The following is a 21,612-nucleotide window of genomic DNA, read 5'->3' on the forward strand; positions in this document are numbered from 1 at the left end:
CCTAAATATTTCTTCTTGAAAGAAACTAAAAAATATAATTTATTTATATTATTTAAACCATCTTAAAGTTCACCTCCTCATTTTTAGTTTCTTTTTGAAATTATATAATATTAAAAGAATTTTGTCAACTATATTTCCTTTTTCTTTATTTTCACAGCTGTACCATAAGCAAGTATTTCTGCAATACCTTGCATGATTTGAGTTGTACCAAATCTAACTCCAATTATTGCATCTGCATTAAGTCTTTTTGCTTCTTCTTTCATTCTATCTATAGCTTGTTCTCTTGCTTCTCCGATTAATTTTGTATATTCTACTACTTCTCCACCTACAACATTTCTTAAACTTGCTAAAATATCTTTTCCTAAATGTCTTGCCCTTGCGGAACTCCCTTTAACAATTCCAAGTATTTCAGTGATCTCATATCCGGGAATAAAATCTGTGGTGGTTATAATCATAATATACACCTCCTACCATTTAATATCTTTATATTTTTCTTCTTTGCCTTTACTTGTAAATTTATCTTTTAATACTTTTATAAATAGAAGTCCCATAGCTATAATAACTAAAAGACCTATTATGCCAACAGGAAAAGCCATAATGAAACCTAAAATTATAGCTATTATATATGTGAGAACTATGATTAAGAGAATAATGTAAGATATTTTTTCTAACATCTTGATACCCCCTATTTTATTTGGTGCGGATGGGGGGACTTGAACCCCCACGGGGCATTTCCCCACAAGATCCTGAATCTTGCGCGTCTGCCATTCCGCCACATCCGCAAAAAATTTTGTAATTATTAATTATATTTTATCATAAACTCTAAATGATTTTAATTAAGACCATGTAAAATGGCATGATTACGATACTTAGAAGGGTGGTATAGGTTATCATGACTACAGCAAATTCATAGTCTCCTCCATATATTCTTGAGACTATGGCAGAATTTACCATTACAGGCATGGCAGACATTATGACAAAAACATCTCTCATGATTTTTGGAAGAGGAATAAAGTGGTTTAATATTATTACTAATAAGGGTGTTACTATAAATCTTCCTATGAATGTGATGATGGTATCTTTATCAAGATTAAATTTTTTAAAACCCATTTGATAAATAATAATACTTACGTAAAAGAGAGATAACGGAGTAGTAAGATTTCCTATCATTTTAAAGCTATTAAAGATAAAAGAAGGTATTTTTAAATTGGAAAAGATAAGAATTACACCTATAAGAAAACCAAGAAAAGGTGGATTAAATACTCTTTTTAATGTTTCCATATTAAAAATTCCTTTATCTATTTTTTCTTGAGTATCTAATATAATGCCATAAACGCCTATAGTCCACCATATAGTTGTATTTGCCATATAATAGAGAAGGGTATAAGGAGTGGCTATTTCTCCAAAAAGAGCCTGAGACATAGGAAGGCCTATAAATATGGAATTAGAAAGAGAAAACATTCCTGCTAATAGTCCTCTTCTATATTTATTGGTTTTAAATATGAGGGCTAATATATATCCTATAATATAAGAAGTAACAATAGATAAAAATGGAATAATGAGTCCCTTAGCAGAATGGATCAAATCTTCTCTTTTAAAAAAAGTAGTAAGGTTAACAATCATATTTAGTGGTAGTGATAAGTTCAAAACCAGTTTAGCGAAAAGGTCTGCAGTATTTATATCAAACCAGCTCTTTTTAGATAAGAAATATCCAACTATTAAGATTATGACTATTTCTAAAACTCCTTGTATTGCTAATAAAAATGTCCTCATAATTCGTCCTTCTTTCTTTTGTTTTAAATAACTTATCACAGAAAAATTTTTAAATAAAGTGAAAATTTTCTAAGCAATTTTTAAGTTTTTTCTAATTTTTGTCTAAGTTTGTACTTTTAAAATTATTTTCAGTCTCAAGGATAACCTTGAGAAAAAAAATAAAAAATGGAGGTGCAGTATTATGAAATTCAAAGGTTTAGTAATTCTAAGTTTAGTGATTCATAGTGTTTTTTCATTAGCTTATGCCTATGGACCGAAGTTTGGTGGTTATATGGCTAATGTAAATATTCAACTTACAAAGATATCTGGTACAGTAAGCAAAATTACAAATACTCCAGCGCTTACAGTAACGATAAAAACAGTGTCTGGAGACAAAGAAGTAATTTTAGGTCCTGCTTGGCTGCAAATTAAGGATTTGAAAGTAGGAAGTAAAATAGAAGTGGAAGGTTTTGTATCTCCAGTTACTAATGTGTTTAAAGCAGTAAAAGCGAGTGTTGATGGAAAAGAAGTACTAAATTTACAAAATTCTCCTTGGAATAATATTGTTAGAGGTGGTAGAAGAGGATTCCAAAATTATCAAAATTGTCCTTGTTTAAATCTTAAGACTAACTAATAAAGTTCGGTATTAATAAGATATGGATAAGGAGGAAGCCAGAAATGGCTTCCTCCTTTTTTATTCTCCTAAATATTCTTTTACTAATGCTACATTCTTTTCTATAAGATCAGGAATTGGAAGATTATAAGGACATCTTGTAGTACATATTCCACATTTTGTACAATTTTGAGCTTTTAAATAAGCATCATAAAACCATCCTTGCCTTATAGTAGATTCAGGAAGTCTTTTTAAAAAAGACTCAGATCTTATGATTGTAGATATTGGGATTCCTTGAGGACATGGCTGACAATAATCGCATTTTCTACAAAAAGTTGTCCCTATCTCTTTTCTTGTTCTCTCTATTTCTTCCCATTCCTCGTGAGTTAAAGGTGTAAGATTTAATGCTACTTCTACATCTTCTTCTAATTCTTCTATAGATTCTATTCCTGGATCTGGTATTATAAATTCTTTTTGGAGTACAAATTTCAGTGATAGGCGAGGATTCGGGAGTACTCCTCCTGCCATAGGCTTCATGGCTATTATTCCTATATCTTTTTCAAGAGCTAAAGGAAATATTTTCTCTTCGGGTTCTATTTCTATAAAATTATAACTAACTTGTATAACATCAAATTTATCTGTCTTTATTAATTCTGCTAATATATCGTTGCTATGACTTGATACCGCTATAAAGTCAATTAATCCTTCCTCTTTCGCCTTTAATAGTCCAAAATAGGCCCCATCTGGTTCAAATATTTTTTTTAAAGTCTCCCAATCATTAACACCATGGATATGATAAATATCTATTTTGTTTATCCCTAAATTTTTAAGACTTATTTTTACATCTTCATATATACCATCTTTAGTTCTATTAGCAGATTTTGATGATAAATATACTTTTTTATCTATACCTTTTAGGGCTTTTCCAATTTTTATTTCGCTGTCGGTATAACCTCTTGCAGTATCAATTAAATTAATTCCAAGTTCTATGGCTCTTTTTACAATTTTCACAGCAGTTTCTTCATTTACTCTTTGGATAGGTATTCCTCCAAAGGCTATAGGAAAAACCTCAATATTTGTTCTTCCAAGTCTTCTAAGCTTCATACGCCAAATCCTCCCTCTTTTTTTACTTTGATGTTATTTTTTCTTTTTTAAACTCTCTCTCTAAGGATAAAAGAAGACTCTCGTAATATTCAATCTTAAAATTAAGTTTGTCTATTGCTTTTTGAATTGCCTCAATACGTGCTATAAGCTTTTCTCTTTGCTCTATCAGGATTTTCTTTCTTGCTTCTAAAGTAGAATCACCTTCTTGAAGAAGCTTTACATATTCTATGAGAGCTTCTATTTCTAAACCCTGCACTTCTCATATGTTTAATAAGTTCAATTAATTTGCAGTCTGCATCTGTATATTCTCCAACTTCATTTTTATTACGTTTTATACGAAGAATTAATCCTATCTTCTCGTAGTATCGCAATGTATCTTTAGGAATTCCATATTTTTCACTTACTTCTTTTATCTTCATAAAAATCCCTCCCAACTTTATTTTAATAGTCCAATCTTTTTAAGCCATTCTGCAACTTTATTTTCTAAATCCCTTGATTCACCACCATATATAGAAAAACAATCTAAAAATTTTGCATTATTGCAAAGCTTTGAGATATCTTCTACAATTCTTCCTTTTCCACCCCTACCATGAGTACAAAATGGTACAATAGTTTTACCCGAAAGATCATATTGTGATAAAAAAGTTGCAATAGGAGGTGCAATAGTACTCCACCAATTGGGTGTACCTATAAATATAATATTATAATCGTCTATATTATCAATTTTGTTTTTTATAGCAGGTTTATATCCTTCTCTGATTTCTTTTTTAGCCTGTTGAACTGTATCATTGTAGGACTTTGGATAGGGTTTCTCTGGAATGATCTCAATTAGAGTGCCATCTACATATTTATGTATAATCTCAGCTATCTTACGAGTATTTCCAGACCAGCTATAATATACAATAAGAATTTTTTGATTCATATGATCACTTCTCCTTTTTAAGTTTGATTTAATTATAAACATTAGAGCAAACTCTAAGTAAAGAGGAATGATATAAAAATAAAACCCTCCCTTTTAAAGGAGGGTTTTAAAAGATTTTCAAAAAAAATAATATTTTATGATTCATTTATTAGTTTTCTTATAGCCTCAAGAGCTTCTTCTGTATTCATATTTCTTATCTCTACTCCTATATGTTTTGTCCTATCAAACCCTGCTCTTTCAAATGCATCTCTAAACATTTTTGTTTGCATCTTTGGGTCACATCCTGCTACATAGAGTTTTTCAATAAGCTCGTTACTTTCGGTAAGGGTAGTTAAAAAATTGTCACCATCATCTGCACAAAGTTGAGGATGAATAGCCACAAAATCTACAAGTCCCTCTCTTCTTATAGTATTGAGAATTTCAAATATATTCATATTTTGGAAGGATGGACAGGTACCCTGACATACACAAAGAAGTAATCCCTTCATTGAGTTTCACCTCCATCAGTCATAATTTTTACTTTATCTCCTACAAAGCTAATAGCTCCAACTGGGCAGGCTCCTTTTAAACAGCCTTTGCAAAAGTCTATGCACTCTTCTGGGTGTACTACATATGGTTTTCCATCTTTTTCTTCATACACCCCATGAGGACAGAAATTTACACAAGCAAGACATCCAATACATTTTTCATAATCTATTACAGGATACCAAATTTTGGACATACCTCTTTACCTCCATCTTTTCATTATCAATCTCTGAAGTGGTCTCTTTCTCTATTTTTATTTCAATCCTTTTGCTATTTCTAACCAACGCGGATCATTAACTCCTATTACACATTTATTTTCTTGTCTTAGAGAAACTCTCAAGTTTAGAAGTTCCATATTTCTTAGTAAAAAAGAGTCGGGAATACTTAATATAGCCTTATATATGTTTTTCATGAATTCGTCTTCTGCCTCTTTTACAGAATATAAGACTCCTCTTCCAATTCTCCTTTCCTTAACTAAACCTTCTCTTTTAAGTTCATTCAAATATTTAGAAATATTGTAATGGGATTCTTCAAGAGCATCTGCTATTTCACAAACATAATATTCTTTTCCCATCTTTAAAAGAAGGGTAAAAACCTTTAGCCTTTTATTATCAGAAAGGACCTTAAAAATTCTTTCGTATCTTTCCATAGGAGAAATTCACCTTGTTTAGTTTCAATAAAGAAGCTTTCATTATAGTCAATAATTACTTAAGATAGATCTTCATATAAATCTTGATTTATGAAAATCTTTATTCCATCTTTTTCTATAACTTTATCTTCTAACTCTCCTTCTTCTATAATCTCAAGTATGAGAGATCCTCCACAGTAAGAAGATCTACCCAATATATTCTTATTCAAGCTCCTTCTTTATTATTTTCAGAAAGAATTCTTTTAAACTCTTCGATAGTCCTATCAGTTGTATTTATCATTGTTTCACCTCCTTAATTTTCCCATTTGCCCATATTAGCATATGAAAAATTAAAATGCAAGTTAAGATTATGTTAAATAAATAAATGAGATTATTTTATAGAATTTCTTTTAGATATTCTCTGACTTCTATTAAGGAGTTAAAAACCTTGTAAGCAAGATTCATAATTTCTTTTTTGGGGTGCTTAAAATCCAATACTAAAAAGGGGATCATATTAGCTCTGTAAGCTCCTAAAATGCCATTTTCTGAATCTTCTAAAACTATACATTCAGAAGGATTTACATTAAGTTTTTTAGCAACTTCTAGAAAGATATCAGGTTCTGGTTTACTTTTTGTTATCTCATCACCACAAATTATGGTGTCAAATTTTTCTATAATACTTGCTTTTTTTAGTAGATAAAAGGCTTTAGCCTTTTCGGTAGATGTGGCGATACCTTTTGGGATTTTTCTTTCTTCTAACAAAGATATTAATTCAAATAGTCCCTCTTTAATTGGTACACCATTATTTTCTATGTGATCTTGGGTTAATGCTAAAACTTTTTGATAGATGTCTGTAAAAGGTAGATTATTGCCATAATATTTTTTAAGGATTTTTTCTGTTTCTCTAATATTTACTCCTATAGTCTCTTTATAAATTTCTTCTGTTAGGTCATATCCATAGTTATTTAAAACAGTTTTCCAAAATTGATAGTACAATCTTTCTGTGTCAAAAATTATTCCATCCATATCAAAGATAACTGCTGAAATTTTCATCTTATCATCTCCTTTTTATAGTAGAATAAAACATGTATATATTTTATTTCCAATTTTTTAAAATTATATTTAAAGAAGGATGATTTTAATGTGAAGGATTATATATCTCAGAGTACAAAGAGTCTAACAAGGAAAGAAAGAGAAGATCGTTATAAATGTCCTGGGCTTGATTCTGTAGCAGGATTTTATGGAATTTCCCATGCAATATGTGATGATTGGAAGGATGGAAGAATAGATACAAAGACAGATCTAAGAAGGTTTTCTTTCTTTATTAAAACTTTTGAGTTTTAAGGGTAAGAATAATAAGATACAAGATATTGATGATGTGAGGCAAGTAATTAAAAGTAAAGGGAGAAGGAGAGAAGAATTTAGACCAAGAATAAAATTTTTTAAAAACATATTGACAAAATTTAAAATTGTGTTAAAATTATAATTGCCACAGGCATCAAGGGGTCCGTAGGGAATCCCAAGATGCGCTTGGCTGGGACGGAGTAAGTCTCAGGGGCTGGGGAAAGGTTTGGAGCAAGCCTCCTTACCGAGTACTCAGGTGGTGCCAGAGAGTAATGAGAGTATTGGTAAAGCCTGGTACTCTCATGAAACCTGGAGCTAAAGCCTGAGACTGAAAGTTCTCAGTAAAGTGCAGATGGGAAGTACTGAGGGGTCCGTTGAGCCTGTGGCACCTTTTTATGTACTCTTTATATATTTCTATTTTTCTTTGTTTGGGGGTTTTATTGATGGAAGTAAATATTTCAAGAATAGGTGCTAAAGGAGATGGAAAAACAGATAATACGAAGATAATTCAAGAGGCAATAGATTATTGTTATGATCATGGATGGGGAAATGTTATAATTCCTAAAGGTATATACTTATGTAAACCCTTGAGGTTAAGATCCAATGTAACTCTTTATTTGGAGGAAGGTTCTATTTTAAAGGCTTCATCAAATATTAATGATTATTACAATATAGGTTATTATCATAATGAATGGGGTGAAGTTACATCATTTTTATATGCTTTATCAGAGAAAAACATATCTGTAGAAGGAAAGGGGATTATAGATCTTTCTGGTGAAAGTTTCATGGATTTTTCAAAAACTCATAATAATTTCCCTGAATTATCTTCATTGAATGAGGAACAGATTGAAGAAACGGAATGTAAAACCAAAGATCGTCCAAAACAACCTATTTTCTTTTATAATTGTAAGAACATTACTATAAGAGATATTGTTATAAAAGATTCTCCTTGTTGGACAGTATCAATAAATTCATCAGAAGATATAAGAGTGGATGGTATACAGATAATAAATAATTTGAGGGTGCCTAATAGTGATGGTTTACATTTTTGCTCATCAAGAAATATAAAGGTCTCAAATAGCAATTTTGTATGCGGTGATGACTGTATAGCTATAACTGGAATTACTAATTGGGATATACCTTGTGAGAATGTAATAGTGAGTAATTGTGTTATGGAAACAAGATCAGCAGGAATAAGAATTGGTCATCTTGATAGTAAAGTGAGGAATGTTATTTTGTCTAATTCAATCATAAGGAATTCAAATAGGGGGATAGGAATTTTTGCAAATGGTAGATCTGGTTATGTAAGTTCTATCATAATAAATAATATAATTATGGAAACCAAGATCTTTGCAGGAACTTGGTGGGGTAAAGGAGAACCCATTGCAATATTAGCTCCTGAATATGGTAATACTATAGAGGATGTGAGTATAAGTAATATAAAATCTCGATCAGAAAATGGTATATTGATATATGGCAAGAATAAGAATATAAAAAATGTGGTTTTAAAAGATATAGATATAAGTATTAATTTAGGTAAAAACAGAGAAATCTTTGGTAAGTATTTAGATCTATCTCCAAGTGCTAATATACCATTTCCAGATTATATGAGAAAAGTACCCTGGATAATTGGAAAAGATATCTTTTCTTTAAAAATTGAAAATATTACTTATGGAATTTCAAAAGATTTAGAAAATAAGGTTAATACCGAAGGAATTTTAGAAGATATAAAAGAGTTGTCTATTTTTAATGTGGTTAGTAAAAGTACTCTTTAAAAGTAATCCCAGCAAAAGGTAGGATGTTCGGGAAATAGGTTTTCCATCTTTTCAAGGATAGGAATATTTTTTATTTCTATAAGACCTAACTCATAGGCAGTTTTTGGTGATAAAATGCCTGAGATTATTTGGGAAAGAGTATTAATACTTAAGGATAAGTCATAATCTGAATCTTCTTTTTTCAAAACTTTTACCTCATCATTGATCTCTATTTCCCATACGCCGTTATTCCATTCTGCATATTCATCTTTAACCTTTATGGAAATCTTATCTTTCACATTATATTTTATTTTTGACAAGGCTTTTTCTACATCAACAATTCTTATCATAAATGTAGGCTCAATATTACATTCTACGCTTGGATTAGGAAGAATAAAGGGAAGTATATCGTTTAATGGGGTTGTGATCTCTATTTCCTCTATATTCATAGCTTGTCTTGAGAATAGTGATAGAAATCCCTTATATGCGGAATTATTTAAACAGATCATTTCTCTAACTATAATTTTATTTATATTGGTTTTTTCAACATTATATAGTAGATATCCTTCTATTTTTTGATCTTCATATATATAAAGGTAGGTAAGGTTCTTTGTCCTAAAGATAATACTTTCCCATTGTTCATCGGATCTTTTTATTGCTCCAGAAAAGCCCTTAGCATAGGTTTCATAAATAGGTTTTATTATCTTCCATTCACTTAGTGGTATTCTTTTGACTTTCTCTATTTCTTGGTATCTTGGTATGAGAGAAGTTTTTATTTTATATCTTTTTTTAAATCCGCCAAGTTCCCATCCAAAATTTCTATAAAATTCGAAAGAAAAGGGGTATAAAGAAGAGAAAATCTTTTTCTCATCTTTTGATATTCTTATTGCTTCTTTTAATAAACAATGAACATGTTTTTTTCCTCTTTTTTCTGGAAATGTAGCGACACCACCTATACCTGAAAAAGAAAAAATTTCATTTCTAATATAACCTTCTAATGCATTTATGCTTAATGCAGATACTAACTTCCCGTTTTCGATAGCACCTATGCAATTTCTGATGTTTTTTTCATTTACCCAAGTGCTTACCTGTTCATAAGGAAGTATAAAGGATTGACTCCAAAGCTCGATGAGTTCATCTATATATGAAGAATTTAATCTTACTATTTCCATAATTTATTCCCCCTTAAAGTTTTCATGTATGATCTTTAATAAAGTATTACCTTTATAAGGGTAATCCTCAGTTATCTCCCATATCATAATTCCTCCTAGACCATTTTTTAAAACATATTTGCATTTTTCTTTTATAGATATTTCATCATCATAAGTATAAAAGATTTTTTCCTTTGGATTCCAAAGCCAAGGTACCCTTGCATATTCATCTCTAAACTTGAGATAATTAGGATTGTTTTCTAAGACTCCTTTTATGAAGAAGAAAGGATTGCTACCTGAAGGATGATCTTCAGAGTCATAAATACCTATAGGTATCCCTATAACTTTTGCAAATAATCCATTATCTCCGTCATCTTCACATATCCATCCCTTCCCATAGAATGGAACCCCAAGAATTATTTTTTTCGATGGTACACCATATTTAAAATATTCTTTAACTGCAAAATCGCAATTAGCTTTTTCTCTGCTTAGAGGATTAGGATCCTTAGGATTGGAAAACAAGGGGGAATGATGATTGGTATATTTATCCCAAACACCATGGAAATCGTAAGTCATTAAATTTATAAAGTCTAAATAGATTTGATATTTATCTGGTTCTGTGTTATGAATTATTTGAAAACTTGCAGGGGCTGCTATGGTTAATAAATAATGTTTATTATCTTTTTCTTCTGCTTTTAAAAGTTCCTCTCTTATATCTTTAAGAAGGTATGTAAAATTTTGTTTATCCTCAGGTCTTGTCTTATTGGTAGGTAAGCCTCCTTCTACTGGAAATTCCCAATCTATGTCAATACCATCCAAGCTGAATTCTCTTATAATTTCTAATGCACTTTTAGCAAAATTTAATCTGCTCTCACGAGTAAGGGCTACATCTGAAAATTCTCCTGAATCAGTCCATCCTCCTACGGATATTAAAACTTTTACATTTTTATGCTTTTCTTTCAACTCTTTAAATGTTTTCATGTTTTTTGCGAATAGATTTTCATCGATGGGAGAGACCCTTCCATCTTTTATTTTCATGAAGGCATAATTTATATGAGTAAGTAGGTTCCACGGAAGTTCTTCTATAGAGTAATTTAAATATTCCTCTTTTACTTTCCATTCAGGGAAGTATCCTACTATTATTTTCTTATGCATTAGTAAACCCCCTTAATAAAATATGTTAATTTTATTTTAACACATAGTTATCAATATTTTATAATTCCTTAACTAATATTTAAAACCAGTGATTTAAATTATAAACTGAGAAATTTTTAAATAAGGGGGTGCTTCATATGAGTAAAATGGATAGGATTCTCTCAAAGATTCTGCTATTTTCCTTTCTTCTTTTTACTTTTCTGTTCTTTTCTTCTAATGTGGTAGATGCCTTGTCCAACAGTGTTACCCTTTATTCAGGTAGGCCAGTTAAGTATGTTTTTTGGTTTATTGGAGATGGTATGGGAATGAATCATGTTTATGCTACAGAAATGTTTTTAGAAAGAGAAAGTAAAGAGCCATCTATTAAAAATCTTGATTTTACCAGATTTCCTAATATAGGATGGATGACTACTTATGCTGCAGACAGTTATATCACTGATTCTGCTTCTGCTATTACTGCAATGGCTACTGGAAAGAAAACTTACGATGGTGTATTAAATATGGATCCATCCCTCAAGACAAAATATAAGTCTATTGCAGAAATGGCAAGAGATATGGGATATAAAGTAGGAGTTTTGACAAGTGTATCTATAGATCACGCAACTCCTGCTGGTATGTATGCTCACCAACCCAGCAGAAACAATTATTATGAGATAGCTTTGGAACTTTTGGACAGTAATTTTAATTATTTTGCGGGTGGAGGATTCTTACAGCCTAAAGGAAAAGATGGAAAACAAAAGGATATATATGAAATAGCTAAGGAAAAAGGATATAAAATTGTTGATAATATTGAAAATATCAGATTAATTGGAAAAGGGGATGATAAGGTTATAGCTATTAATCCTATATTGGATAATAGCAAAGCTTTACCTTTTGCAATAAATAGACTTAGAGGAGCAAATATAGGACTTTCTCTTGCTGACTTTACAAGAAAGGCTATTGAGGTATTAGATAATCCAAAAGGCTTTTTTATAATGGTTGAGGGTGGAAAGATTGACTGGGCAGCTCATGCTAATGATGCTGCGAGTGTTATATATGATGTTTTAGATTTCAATGAGGCCATAAAAGTTGCTTTAGATTTCTACAAGAAGCATCCTTTTGAGACTGTTATCATAGTTACTGCAGATCATGAAACTGGAGGTATGAGTATTGGTTTTGCAGGTACAAAATATGAAGTATTTCCAGAACTTCTTTCTTATCAAAAAATCTCCTATGACGAATTTTCAAAAATAGTACAAGACTACAGAGTAAAAGCAGGAGATCAAGCTAAATTGGAAGATTTGTTGCCACTTATTGAAAAATATTATGGACTTTCCATTCTTGATGAGAGCACTAAGAAGGCTTTAGAAGAAAAGGCAAAGTCAGGAGATAAGGAGGCAAAAATTAAGCTTCAACTATCCCTTAATGATTATGAAATAGAAGAAATCAGAAAAGCCTTTAGTGTATCTATGATGGATTCTCAAAAAAGACCTAAGGACTATAGATCATATATATTATATGGAGGATATGATCCATTGACAGTTGTGGTTACACGTATTTTGAATCAAAAAGCGGGTATTGGTTTTACATCTTATTCCCATACTGGAGCTCCTGTACCCGTATATGCAATAGGTGCTGGTTCTCATATATTTAGAGGATATTATGATAACACAGATTTATATAAAAAGCTTTGCAGTTTGATTGGTATAGATCCTTTCAAAGAATATATTCTATCATCTGAAAGTAAAGAACTTTCTGTATCTATATCAAAGTAAAAAATTTAGGGGGGATAGAGTATCTATCCCCCCATGAGATTAAAAGGGGGTAAGTAAGCTATGTTTTTAGAAGGTAAATTGGAAGCCCTTGATTTTATAACCCTAATTTCATTTCTTACCTACTCTAATAAAACAGGAATATTAGAGATTTCTATAAACCATAATGAGGGATTAATTTTCATATATAATGGAGAAGTTTATAATGTGTATTATAATAAAAGATGGGGGAAAGACGCTCTTTTTGAGATAGTACTTTATGAATATATAGATTTTTGCTTTATCGAAGGAAATTATAAGGTGGAAAGAAAAATATGGGATAGATCTGAAAAGATTATTTTAGAACTACTTAAAGATTATGACGAAAGAAAAGCCTTAGAATTATCCTCTGTAAATGTATAGGAGGGTATTCTTTATGATAAAAGAAAGAATTAAAAAGTTGAATGAAACCTTAGAAGTTTTAGAATACATGAAGAAAAACTTTGATATAAATGAATTAAAATTGGATAAAATTAAACAATATGCTTTAAAGTACGGAATATATTTAAGTATTACTGGAATAGGTGAAATTGCCTGTGCATATTTAAATGAGAAAGGTATTGAAAGTGTTTCAAATTTTAAAGAATGTATTGCCATGTTAGGAGATATGAAAATATTGGATAGAATTATAGTTGAAAAACTTATGGAACTTATGAAGTATAGGGATCTTCTGAAACGACCATATATAGAAATAGATATTCTTAAGCTTTACTCCCTCTTAGAAAGGTTAGATCTTGTTAAAGAATTTATAGATAGGATTACAATAGGAATAAGGGTTTAATATCTACTATTAATATGGAAATCATGCTAAAATACTATAAATTGTTATTTAGGGGGGAGTATCATGACAAAAGAAAAAGGGCTCAAAATAGGTGAGTTGGCTCCAGATTTTTTATTAAAAGATCAAGAAGAAAAAGAATTTAAATTATCTGATTTTAGGGGACAAAAGGTACTTCTTTCTTTTCATCCTTTGGCATGGACTTCTGTATGTGCAAAACAAATGCAATCTCTTGAAGAGAATTATGCAAGATTTCTTGAACTTAATGTAATACCAGTAGGTATAAGCGTGGATCCTGTACCATCTAAAAAGGCTTGGGCTGACAGTTTGGGAATAAAAAAGTTGAGAATATTATCGGATTTTTGGCCGCACGGGGAAGTAGCCAAAAAATATAACATATTCATAGAAGAATATGGATTTTCGGAAAGAGCGAATGTAGTTGTAGATGAGGATGGAGAGATTATCTTTTTTAAAATATATCCTCTTAAAGAGCTTCCTGATATAGAAGAAATATTTCTTTTTTTAAAAGATTAATTTTGATTTAGCCTCATTAAAAGGTAATTAAATCTACCCCCACTATCTATATTTCCAATTTTAATTTTTAAATATTGACATTTATATTTTTTAGGTTTATATATGTAAGTAGCATATATATGGAGGTGAATATATTTGAAAGGATTTAGACAAGGAATGGGAAAAAGAGATGTGGGTTTTGCCCCAGGATTTTGGCTCAGAGTCTTTGTGCTTTCTGCTCTATCTAAGAAGGATCTTCATGGGTATGAGCTTTTAAACATGCTTGATGAGTATTTTCCTGAATTCTGCTTTTGTAGAGGACCTTCTGGTATGGGTACAGGTTATAGAATTCTTAGAATTCTGGAGATGGAAGGTCTTATTAAATCTCGTTGGGAGACAGGAGAAGGTCCTGCAAAGAGAGTTTATTCAATTACACCTGAAGGACAGATGGTAAAAAAAGAGTTAATAAATTACATAAAGGAAATGAGAGATAGAATTGATAAATTTTTGGAATTTGTTGAAGGAAAGGAGGTGTAAAATATGTGGAGATGGTGGAGAGGTCGTGGATGGGGTTTCGGAGGTTATGGAGCTCCTTGGTGCCCATGGTCTTTTTGGGGTCGTAGATGGTGGTGGAGAGGTGCTGGATATTATCCTTACTCTGGGCTTACCAAGGAGGAAGAAAAGGAACTTTTGGAAGCTTGGAAAAAAGATCTTGAGGCTGATCTTGAGGATATAAAGAGACACTTGGAAGAACTTAAGTAAAAGAAAGGGGCGGGGTTTATCCCGCCCCTTATAAAAGGTAAAAAACATTTAACTTATTTAAGGAAGGAGTTTAGAAATGGATGTTGGGGATATTTATCTTATAATTGCCTTATTTCTTCATAGTTGAATATTTTGTAAATCTAAAATGAAGAGAGGTGATTTATGCATGAAGAAGCATATACATGATCATAGTGGCTTAGGTTCTGAGGGTTTTTGTATATGTCCTAAATGCGGGTATAGAAAGATACATACCCAGGGGATTCCCTGCAGAGATGAGAGATGTCCCAATTGTGGCTCTGCTCTTATAAGAGAAGGATCCTATCATCATAGATTAATAGAGGAGAAGGAAGAATGAAAAGTGAGGATTTTAATAAAGAAAAAGAAAAGATGAAAGAAAAAATGAGTAAAATTCAACATAAAATTGTAATAATGAGTGGGAAAGGTGGAGTAGGAAAAAGTACATTTTCTGCAAATCTCTCTATAGCTTTTGCTATGAAGAGATCTGAAGGAAAAGTGGGGATATTAGACGCTGATATACACGGATACAGTATCCCAAAATTATTTAATATTACAGCAGAGAGATTATATCAAGCTGATGAAGGAATTCTTCCTGTGGAAGGCCCCTTAGGGATTAAAGTAGCTTCTGCTGGATTTGTAGTGCAAGATGAAGATTCTCCAATTATCTGGAGAGGACCATTAAAAGCTCAACTAATTAGGCAATTTTTATCAGATATTATCTGGGGAGAACTTGAATATTTGATAATTGATCTCCCCCCAGGTACAGGAGACGAACCATTAAGTATAGCTCAAGAACTTCCAGATCTAGATGGTGCTATTATTGTAACCATACCTTCAGGGGTTTCAGAAAGGGTAGTTAGAAGATCAGTAAACTTTGCAAAGGCTCTTAATTTGCCAGTAACAGGAATAGTAGAGAATATGAGTGGTTTTGTCTGTCCTCATTGTGGAACAAGGGTGGATATTCTTGGAAGTGGGGCTGGAGAGAAAATTGCAAGAGATTTAAAAGTCCCTTTTTTGGGTAAGATACCTTTAGATCCAAGGATTAGTGAGAGTGGTGATAAAGGAGTGCCTTTTATTTTAGAAGATAAAAATTCTGAAATTACAAGGATATTTTTGGATATTACTGATAAGATTGAAAATTTTTTAAAAGGGAGGTAGATATTATTAAGATTGCAGTTGCTTCTGACGATGGAAAGACTATTTCCTCTCATTTTGGTAGAACAAGGGGTTTTGTGATTTTTGAGATAGAAAATGGTGAGGTAAAAAGCAGAGAATATATTCCAAATACTTTCACTGGACATGCAAGAGGTTTACGTGAAAGGGGACTTCATCATCAATATGACACTCATGTAGCTATTATTGAAAATTTAAGAGATTGTAAAGCTGTAATATCTCATGGAATGGGTAGAAGACTTTATGATGATTTAACTTCTGCTGGAATAGAAGTTTATGTGACTGATGAGACAAATGTAGATAAAGCTATTGAACTCTACTTAAAGGGTCAACTTAGAAATGTTTCAGAGCTTCTTGACTAAAATAACAGTCTTATGTGATGATAGGCTTTCTTCTCCTCTCTTTTCAGAGCATGGATTCTCCGTATTAATTGAATGGGAGGGGAAAGCCCTCCTTTTTGATACAGGTGCAAGTGATATATTTATTAGGAATGCAAATATATTAGGGAAAGACTTATCAAAAGTTGAAAGTATAGTTATAAGTCATGGGCATTATGACCATTCAGAAGGCCTAAAACATCTTTTGCCTTTTAATAAGAAATATAAAGTTATTCTTAGAGAAGAAGCTTTTTTCCAAAATATAGTAATGATAGATTTACGGGAATAAATTGGGAAAATTTAAAAGAATTTTTAGATTTTGTTATCGTTAAAGATGAAGTTATGGAGATTTTTGATAATGTTTTTGTATTTGGTCCTGTACCTTTTAGAAATAATTTTGAAGAACCAGATCCTTATTTTTATGTGTTAAAAGGAGACAAAAAAGAGAGAGATTTTTTTTGAAGAAGAATTAAATTTAGTGATAGATGAGGGAGACGGTATAACTTTGATCACAGGATGTGCTCATAGGGGAATTGTTAATATAGTGGAGTAGGCAATAAAGAAATTTAATAAGAGAATAAAGCTTCTTATTAGGGGGTTTTCATCTTTATAAATCTACCTTTCCTAAAATAGAAAAAGTAATAAATAGCCTTCAAAAATTTGACATTGAGAATATAATCCCATATCATTGTACGGGAGAGGAGGCTATAAAAATCTTGAACAAGAGGTGATTCAATGGATAAAAAGCGTGTTCTTTTTATATGTACCCATAACTCCGCAAGATCACAGATGGCAGAAGGTATTATGAATGCTTTGTATGGAGATAGGTTTCAAGCTTTTTCTGCAGGAACTAATCCCTCTAAGGTAAATCCTCTGGCTATAGAAGTACTAAAGGAGATAGGAGTAGATATTTCTCATCATAAAAGCAAAAGTATAGATGAATTTAAAGGAGAAAACTTTGATTATGTAGTTACAGTTTGTGATAATGCAAAGGAAAATTGTCCCTATTTTCCTGGTGGAAAAAAATATGTTCACAGAGGTTTTATGGATCCAGCAAGTGTAGAAGGTACATATGAAGAGAAGCTTTCAGCCTTTAGAAAAGTTAGAGATGAAATATTAGAATGGATAAAGGAATTTTTTATAGAGAATAAAGAAGAGAAAGAGCAATTTTTCTTACCTTAAATTATGAAAGAAGAAATTTTAGAAAAACTAAAAGATTATTTTAATAAAAAAGAAAATGTGATAATGGCTTTTCTTTTTGGATCTTTATCCAAGGGAAAGGTTCATAGACATTCTGATATAGATATTGCTATTTATCTAAAGGAATATGACATAAAAGAAGTAGAAAAAATATGGGATGAACTTGAGGATTTATTAAAAAAAGATATAGACCTTATTGTATTAAATAATGCGAAACCTCTTGTTGCTTTTGAGGCTATCAGAGGAGAAAAAATAATAATAAGAAATTACGATTTTTATACTGATTATATGTTAGAGGTATCCTCTGAAGCTATAGACTTAAAGGACTTTATTTTAGATCTATACAAGATGAGAAGAGAGAATGAAAGATATAAATAAGATTAAAATAATTAAGAGAATAGATTTTATTAATACGGAAATGCAAGATTTAAAAAGATATGAGAATATAACTTATGAGGATTACAAAAGTGATAGAAATACTCAAAGGATAATAGAGAGAATTATAGAAAATATTGCCAATGCATTAATAGATATAATTAAAATAATTCTTTCTGAATTTAACATTACCCTTCCAGATACCTACAGGGAGATAATTCTTTCTCTAAAAGAGATAGAGTTTTTTAAAAAATATAAATTTTGTTACTCTCTCAGATATCACAAAGATGAGAAATATATTAGCATATTTAATATCTTGATCTTAGATGGGAGTTAATTGAAAAATTTATAAAATATGAGAAAGGAGAAATTGAGAATTTTATTAAAGACCTTGAAATCATGTTAGAAGGTAGTTAACAAATACAAACAAGATTATTGAGATAATTGTATTAAGAGCTAAAACACCTGCTATAAATTCTGCATCTTCTTTATCCTCATCTCTCATATATAATGGAATTATAAAGGGAGCTGGTAATATAAACATAGTAAATAAGGCAGATTGAAAAATTTTATCCAAGTGAAGGAGTCTTATTATAAGTATCTCATTAAGAATAAAGGCTAAGATCAAAAGTATGATATGCCTTAATACTACTGTAGAGATGGTAAGGGTGAGATTTTTCTTTTTGAATCCTAACTCATATCCTATTACTAAAGCAATCATAGGTACTGTAATATTTGATAAAAGCTTTAAAGTTTCTATGAGCGAAGAGAGAAGTATATTTTCTTGAAAAATATTTATTAATCCAGTTTTTTGAAATATAATTCCTAAGATAATAGCAATTATTACAGGTGTTTTTATAAAAGAAGAGAGCATGTTCTTAAAACTTTGTTTTTGAGTATCTTTAAAGCTTGTAAGTATACCAACCATAACAAAAAATACAAAGGTAACTTGTCCCAAGTCTATAAGGGCAAATTTGAATACATTTTCTGGGCCATAGAATAATGTAAAAATTGAGTAACCAAGCATTCCTGCCTCAAATCCTGTAAATAATAGAGGATAATACTTTGAATTAATATTAAGAACCCTTTTAATCCCATAACCCATAAAAAGAAGAACTCCACATGTAACAAATATAGTAAATGCAATTAAAAGATGCTTATATTCTACATTTGTTTGGGAAAAAGAGAGAAAAATTAAAGAGGGTAAAAATAAGTTAACAACTAACGTTTTAATTTCTCTTAATGTATTAGGACTTAAGTATCCACTTCTTTTAAAATATTGTCCAAGGGTAAATAAAATTAATACAGGAAATATTTTGCTAATTATTGATAAAAGCATGGTAAAGCTCCTTTTTATATATTTTTATAATATTTTCATCTTGAATTTTATTTTAGCATATTTTAACATAAATGTTTAATATTAGATATAATTTTTATTGCAAAATTAATTTATTTATCAAATAATTATATCTATGGTAAACTATTTAAAAAATAATATAGGATGGAGGTTAAAGTTATGGAAAAAAGAACAGATGTATTAATAGTTGGTGGTGGTCCTGCAGGTATGGTATGTGCCTCAACTGCTAAAAAATACTATCCTGATAAGCAGATTAAAATTATAAAAAATGTTAAGAACAGTGTAGTTCCATGCGGTATTCCCTATATGTTTTATAGTTTGAAAAATCCAGAAGATAATAAAATGGGGTTTACGTCTCTTGAAAATGCTGGAATAGAAGTAATTGTGGATGAGGTAGTAAAGGCTGATAGAGAAGGGAAATATGTGGAGACAAAAAATGGTGATAAGTATTATTATGAAAAATTAGTGCTTGCTATGGGTTCACTTCCTATCATTCCTAAAATTCCTGGTATTGAGAAGAAAAATATTTTCCCTATTTATAAGGATTTAGATTATCTTAAAACAGTAGTAGAAGAGGTAAGAAAAGCTAAAAATGTTCTTATTGTTGGTGGTGGATTTATAGGCGTAGAAGTAGCTGATGAGATATCTAAATTAGAAGGGATTACTGTATATTTGGTTGAATTACTCCCCCGTCTTTTAGCCCAATCCTTTGATGAGGAGTTTTCAATATTAGCTGAGGAAAAATTAAAGTCCAAGGGAGTAAATATTCTCACTAATGCTAAGGTAGTGGAATTTCTGGGTGATGAAAAAGTAAGAAAGGTAAAACTTGAAGATGGAAGAGAGATCGAGGTAGATGTTGTAATTCTTGGAATTGGTGCAGTACCGAATTCTTCATTAGCAAAAGAGATGGGCTTAGAGACTATAAATAATGGAGCTATCTGGGTAGATGAATATATGAGAACTTCAGATCCTGATATATTTGCTATAGGTGATTGTGCTTTAAAAAGAGATTTCTATACCCGTAGGAATACACCTGTGATGTTTGCTTCTACTGCTACTGCAGAGGCAAGGATAGCAGGAGCTAATTTATATCAAATAAAATTGATAAGGGAAAATAAAGGTACTATTGCTGTTTATTCAACTTATATAGACGGTTTAGTATTAGCCTCTGCTGGACTAACTGAGAATAGTGCCAAAAGAGAAGGATTTGAAGTAGTAGTGGGTTCGGTAGATGGTATTGATAAGCATCCAGGGACACTTCTTGGTGTTAATAAAACGAAGGTTAAGCTTATCTTTTCAAAATATTCTGGAGTACTTTTAGGTGGACAAGTAGCTGGCGGAACATCATTTGCTGAGTTAATTAATCTAATAGGTGTTGCTATTCAGCAAAGAATGACTGCCTCCGAACTTGAGACATTACAAATGGCCACTCATCCATATTTGACTTGTGCTCCCACTGTATACCATGTGGTTATGTCAGCCCAAGAAGCGATAAATAAAATATTTCTATCTAAATAGATATGGAGATATTTAACGAGTTTTTTAAAGAGTATGATCAATGGTATGAAGATAATAAGTGGGTCTATCTCTCAGAGGTAGAAGCTTTAAAGAAGGTTATTCCAAAAGGTAAAAAAGGGCTTGAAATAGGAGTTGGAACAGGAAGATTTGCAGAAATCTTAGGTATAGAATATGGGATAGACCCATCTGAAAATATGCTAAGTATTGCAAAAGAGAGGGGAATAAAGGCTTTTGTAGGGAGGGGGGAGAATTTACCCTTTTCTGATGAGAAATTTGATTATGTAGCTCTTATTATTACCATATGTTTCGTGGAAAATCCCCATGAGGTGATAAAGGAAACAAGAAGAGTTCTCAAAGATGGAGGAAAGATAATTATAGGAATTATTGATAAAAATAGCTATCTTGGAAAAATCTACCAAGAAAAAAAGGAAAAGGGACATAAATTTTATAAATATGCTAATTTTTATTCAGTAGAAGAAATTGTAGATTTGTTAAAGAAATATAATTTTAAGAATTTTACTTTTTATCAAACTCTCTTCAGGCATTTAGAGGATATTAAAGAGGTAGAAAAACCAAAGGAGGGTTTTGGAGAGGGAAGTTTTGTGGTTATTTCTGCGGAAAAATCTGTTTAATCACTATTAACCTATTTATAATCTTAACTTAATCTTTTGTAATAAACTATACCTTTTATAAACAACGAAAGTGATTTTTTTCATCCCTACAAAATTTAAAAGTCATATAGTTTTTGATATATTTATAATAAAGAAGGCCCTAAATTATGTTAACATCAATGTAAGAGGGGT

Annotated in this window: 31 protein-coding genes, 1 tRNA gene and 1 pseudogene; 18 read left to right on the forward strand and 15 right to left on the reverse strand. The window is 30.9% G+C overall.

Annotation, left to right across the window (positions count from 1 at the left end; all coding sequences use genetic code 11):
- Positions 1 to 128: 128 nt before the first annotated feature.
- The 4 genes from ACY3JM_RS02780 to ACY3JM_RS02795 form a co-directional block, all read right to left on the reverse strand.
- Positions 129 to 455, reverse strand: a complete 327-nt coding sequence (locus tag ACY3JM_RS02780) for a YbjQ family protein (protein WP_463083272.1) — start codon at positions 453 to 455, stop codon at positions 129 to 131.
- 12 nt (positions 456 to 467) lie between these two features.
- Positions 468 to 674: a hypothetical protein gene (locus tag ACY3JM_RS02785; RefSeq protein WP_463083273.1), complete on the reverse strand. Its 207-nt coding sequence runs from the start codon at positions 672 to 674 to the stop codon at positions 468 to 470.
- Positions 675 to 695: 21 nt separating this feature from the next.
- Positions 696 to 782 (reverse strand) — tRNA-Leu (locus tag ACY3JM_RS02790).
- 40 nt (positions 783 to 822) lie between these two features.
- Complete coding sequence (locus ACY3JM_RS02795) at positions 823 to 1,773, reverse strand: AEC family transporter (RefSeq protein WP_463111650.1); 951 nt, start codon at positions 1,771 to 1,773, stop codon at positions 823 to 825.
- 181 nt (positions 1,774 to 1,954) lie between these two features.
- Between ACY3JM_RS02795 and ACY3JM_RS02800 the strand changes: the two genes are divergently transcribed.
- Positions 1,955 to 2,386 carry a hypothetical protein gene (locus ACY3JM_RS02800; protein WP_463111651.1) on the forward strand — a complete coding sequence of 144 codons (432 nt, stop codon included), beginning with the start codon at positions 1,955 to 1,957 and terminating at the stop codon, positions 2,384 to 2,386.
- Between the two features lie 60 nt (positions 2,387 to 2,446).
- Here ACY3JM_RS02800 and ACY3JM_RS02805 read toward each other — a convergent pair whose 3' ends face one another.
- From ACY3JM_RS02805 to ACY3JM_RS02840, 8 genes and pseudogenes are all read right to left on the reverse strand, one after another.
- Positions 2,447 to 3,469: an aldo/keto reductase gene (locus ACY3JM_RS02805; protein ID WP_463111652.1), complete on the reverse strand. Its 1,023-nt coding sequence runs from the start codon at positions 3,467 to 3,469 to the stop codon at positions 2,447 to 2,449.
- 22 nt (positions 3,470 to 3,491) lie between these two features.
- Positions 3,492 to 3,888: pseudogene (locus tag ACY3JM_RS02810) on the reverse strand (MerR family transcriptional regulator).
- Positions 3,889 to 3,905: 17 nt separating this feature from the next.
- Entirely contained in the window at positions 3,906 to 4,391 is a 486-nt protein-coding gene (locus tag ACY3JM_RS02815; protein ID WP_463111653.1) for a flavodoxin, read from the reverse strand.
- Between the two features lie 134 nt (positions 4,392 to 4,525).
- Entirely contained in the window at positions 4,526 to 4,879 is a 354-nt protein-coding gene (locus tag ACY3JM_RS02820; protein ID WP_463111654.1) for a heterodisulfide reductase subunit A-like protein, read from the reverse strand.
- Positions 4,876 to 5,112, reverse strand: a complete 237-nt coding sequence (locus tag ACY3JM_RS02825) for a 4Fe-4S dicluster domain-containing protein (protein ID WP_463111655.1) — start codon at positions 5,110 to 5,112, stop codon at positions 4,876 to 4,878. Before ACY3JM_RS02825 ends, ACY3JM_RS02820 begins: the two co-directional genes overlap by 4 nt.
- A 57-nt stretch (positions 5,113 to 5,169) precedes the next feature.
- Positions 5,170 to 5,565 (reverse strand): ArsR/SmtB family transcription factor, encoded by a 396-nt coding sequence (locus ACY3JM_RS02830; protein WP_463083280.1) that lies wholly within the window; start codon positions 5,563 to 5,565, stop codon positions 5,170 to 5,172.
- 59 nt (positions 5,566 to 5,624) lie between these two features.
- Positions 5,625 to 5,774, reverse strand: coding sequence for a hypothetical protein (locus ACY3JM_RS02835; RefSeq protein WP_463092277.1), 150 nt, complete (start codon positions 5,772 to 5,774; stop codon positions 5,625 to 5,627).
- Positions 5,775 to 5,940: 166 nt separating this feature from the next.
- Positions 5,941 to 6,597: an HAD family hydrolase gene (locus ACY3JM_RS02840; RefSeq protein WP_463111656.1), complete on the reverse strand. Its 657-nt coding sequence runs from the start codon at positions 6,595 to 6,597 to the stop codon at positions 5,941 to 5,943.
- A 90-nt stretch (positions 6,598 to 6,687) separates the two neighbouring features.
- Here ACY3JM_RS02840 and ACY3JM_RS02845 point away from each other — a divergent pair, with 90 nt between their 5' ends.
- Positions 6,688 to 6,888 carry a hypothetical protein gene (locus ACY3JM_RS02845; RefSeq protein WP_463083283.1) on the forward strand — a complete coding sequence of 67 codons (201 nt, stop codon included), beginning with the start codon at positions 6,688 to 6,690 and terminating at the stop codon, positions 6,886 to 6,888.
- Positions 6,889 to 7,331: 443 nt separating this feature from the next.
- Positions 7,332 to 8,663 (forward strand): glycoside hydrolase family 28 protein, encoded by a 1,332-nt coding sequence (locus ACY3JM_RS02850; protein WP_463111657.1) that lies wholly within the window; start codon positions 7,332 to 7,334, stop codon positions 8,661 to 8,663.
- On the opposite strand, the gene ACY3JM_RS02855 is transcribed toward ACY3JM_RS02850, so the two are convergent.
- Both ACY3JM_RS02855 and ACY3JM_RS02860 read right to left on the reverse strand, forming a co-directional pair.
- A complete protein-coding gene (locus ACY3JM_RS02855; RefSeq protein WP_463083285.1) occupies positions 8,660 to 9,814 on the reverse strand; it encodes a GNAT family N-acetyltransferase in 1,155 nt (384 codons plus the stop codon). The genes ACY3JM_RS02850 and ACY3JM_RS02855 overlap by 4 nt on opposite strands.
- A gap of 3 nt (positions 9,815 to 9,817) precedes the next feature.
- Complete coding sequence (locus ACY3JM_RS02860) at positions 9,818 to 10,948, reverse strand: glycoside hydrolase family 18 protein (RefSeq protein ID WP_463111658.1); 1,131 nt, start codon at positions 10,946 to 10,948, stop codon at positions 9,818 to 9,820.
- A gap of 137 nt (positions 10,949 to 11,085) precedes the next feature.
- Here ACY3JM_RS02860 and ACY3JM_RS02865 point away from each other — a divergent pair, with 137 nt between their 5' ends.
- From ACY3JM_RS02865 to ACY3JM_RS02925, 13 genes are all read left to right on the forward strand, one after another.
- Positions 11,086 to 12,702 (forward strand): alkaline phosphatase, encoded by a 1,617-nt coding sequence (locus tag ACY3JM_RS02865; protein WP_463111659.1) that lies wholly within the window; start codon positions 11,086 to 11,088, stop codon positions 12,700 to 12,702.
- 60 nt (positions 12,703 to 12,762) lie between these two features.
- Positions 12,763 to 13,101 carry a DUF4388 domain-containing protein gene (locus tag ACY3JM_RS02870; protein WP_463111660.1) on the forward strand — a complete coding sequence of 113 codons (339 nt, stop codon included), beginning with the start codon at positions 12,763 to 12,765 and terminating at the stop codon, positions 13,099 to 13,101.
- Between the two features lie 13 nt (positions 13,102 to 13,114).
- Entirely contained in the window at positions 13,115 to 13,519 is a 405-nt protein-coding gene (locus tag ACY3JM_RS02875) for a HepT-like ribonuclease domain-containing protein (protein WP_463083289.1), read from the forward strand.
- A gap of 63 nt (positions 13,520 to 13,582) precedes the next feature.
- Positions 13,583 to 14,050 (forward strand): peroxiredoxin, encoded by a 468-nt coding sequence (locus ACY3JM_RS02880; RefSeq protein WP_463083290.1) that lies wholly within the window; start codon positions 13,583 to 13,585, stop codon positions 14,048 to 14,050.
- 135 nt (positions 14,051 to 14,185) lie between these two features.
- A complete protein-coding gene (locus tag ACY3JM_RS02885; protein ID WP_463111661.1) occupies positions 14,186 to 14,566 on the forward strand; it encodes a PadR family transcriptional regulator in 381 nt (126 codons plus the stop codon).
- Between the two features lie 3 nt (positions 14,567 to 14,569).
- Positions 14,570 to 14,791, forward strand: a complete 222-nt coding sequence (locus tag ACY3JM_RS02890; RefSeq protein ID WP_463111662.1) for a DUF5320 family protein — start codon at positions 14,570 to 14,572, stop codon at positions 14,789 to 14,791.
- A 166-nt stretch (positions 14,792 to 14,957) separates the two neighbouring features.
- Positions 14,958 to 15,146, forward strand: a complete 189-nt coding sequence (locus ACY3JM_RS02895) for a ferredoxin (protein WP_463111663.1) — start codon at positions 14,958 to 14,960, stop codon at positions 15,144 to 15,146.
- A complete protein-coding gene (locus ACY3JM_RS02900) occupies positions 15,143 to 15,967 on the forward strand; it encodes an Mrp/NBP35 family ATP-binding protein (protein ID WP_463111664.1) in 825 nt (274 codons plus the stop codon). The genes ACY3JM_RS02895 and ACY3JM_RS02900 overlap by 4 nt, the downstream gene beginning before the upstream one ends.
- Positions 15,968 to 16,008: 41 nt before the next feature.
- A complete protein-coding gene (locus tag ACY3JM_RS02905) occupies positions 16,009 to 16,344 on the forward strand; it encodes a NifB/NifX family molybdenum-iron cluster-binding protein (RefSeq protein WP_463111794.1) in 336 nt (111 codons plus the stop codon).
- Complete coding sequence (locus ACY3JM_RS02910) at positions 16,322 to 16,648, forward strand: MBL fold metallo-hydrolase (protein WP_463111665.1); 327 nt, start codon at positions 16,322 to 16,324, stop codon at positions 16,646 to 16,648. Before ACY3JM_RS02905 ends, ACY3JM_RS02910 begins: the two co-directional genes overlap by 23 nt.
- Before the next feature lie 446 nt (positions 16,649 to 17,094).
- Positions 17,095 to 17,541 carry an arsenate reductase ArsC gene (locus ACY3JM_RS02915; protein WP_463082673.1) on the forward strand — a complete coding sequence of 149 codons (447 nt, stop codon included), beginning with the start codon at positions 17,095 to 17,097 and terminating at the stop codon, positions 17,539 to 17,541.
- Positions 17,542 to 17,544: 3 nt separating this feature from the next.
- Complete coding sequence (mntA, locus tag ACY3JM_RS02920) at positions 17,545 to 17,937, forward strand: type VII toxin-antitoxin system MntA family adenylyltransferase antitoxin (protein ID WP_463111666.1); 393 nt, start codon at positions 17,545 to 17,547, stop codon at positions 17,935 to 17,937.
- Positions 17,921 to 18,271 carry a HepT-like ribonuclease domain-containing protein gene (locus ACY3JM_RS02925; protein WP_463083295.1) on the forward strand — a complete coding sequence of 117 codons (351 nt, stop codon included), beginning with the start codon at positions 17,921 to 17,923 and terminating at the stop codon, positions 18,269 to 18,271. The genes mntA and ACY3JM_RS02925 overlap by 17 nt, the downstream gene beginning before the upstream one ends.
- Positions 18,272 to 18,331: 60 nt before the next feature.
- On the opposite strand, the gene ACY3JM_RS02930 is transcribed toward ACY3JM_RS02925, so the two are convergent.
- Positions 18,332 to 19,273, reverse strand: a complete 942-nt coding sequence (locus ACY3JM_RS02930; RefSeq protein WP_463111667.1) for an AEC family transporter — start codon at positions 19,271 to 19,273, stop codon at positions 18,332 to 18,334.
- A 177-nt stretch (positions 19,274 to 19,450) separates the two neighbouring features.
- Between ACY3JM_RS02930 and ACY3JM_RS02935 the strand changes: the two genes are divergently transcribed.
- Together ACY3JM_RS02935 and ACY3JM_RS02940 are read left to right on the forward strand one after the other, a co-directional pair.
- On the forward strand, positions 19,451 to 20,809 hold the full coding sequence (locus tag ACY3JM_RS02935) for an FAD-dependent oxidoreductase (RefSeq protein ID WP_463111668.1): 1,359 nt from the start codon (positions 19,451 to 19,453) through the stop codon (positions 20,807 to 20,809).
- A 2-nt stretch (positions 20,810 to 20,811) separates the two neighbouring features.
- Positions 20,812 to 21,441, forward strand: coding sequence for a class I SAM-dependent methyltransferase (locus ACY3JM_RS02940; RefSeq protein WP_463111669.1), 630 nt, complete (start codon positions 20,812 to 20,814; stop codon positions 21,439 to 21,441).
- Positions 21,442 to 21,612 lie beyond the last annotated feature (171 nt).

This window comes from Dictyoglomus sp. SSW (assembly GCF_055181335.1).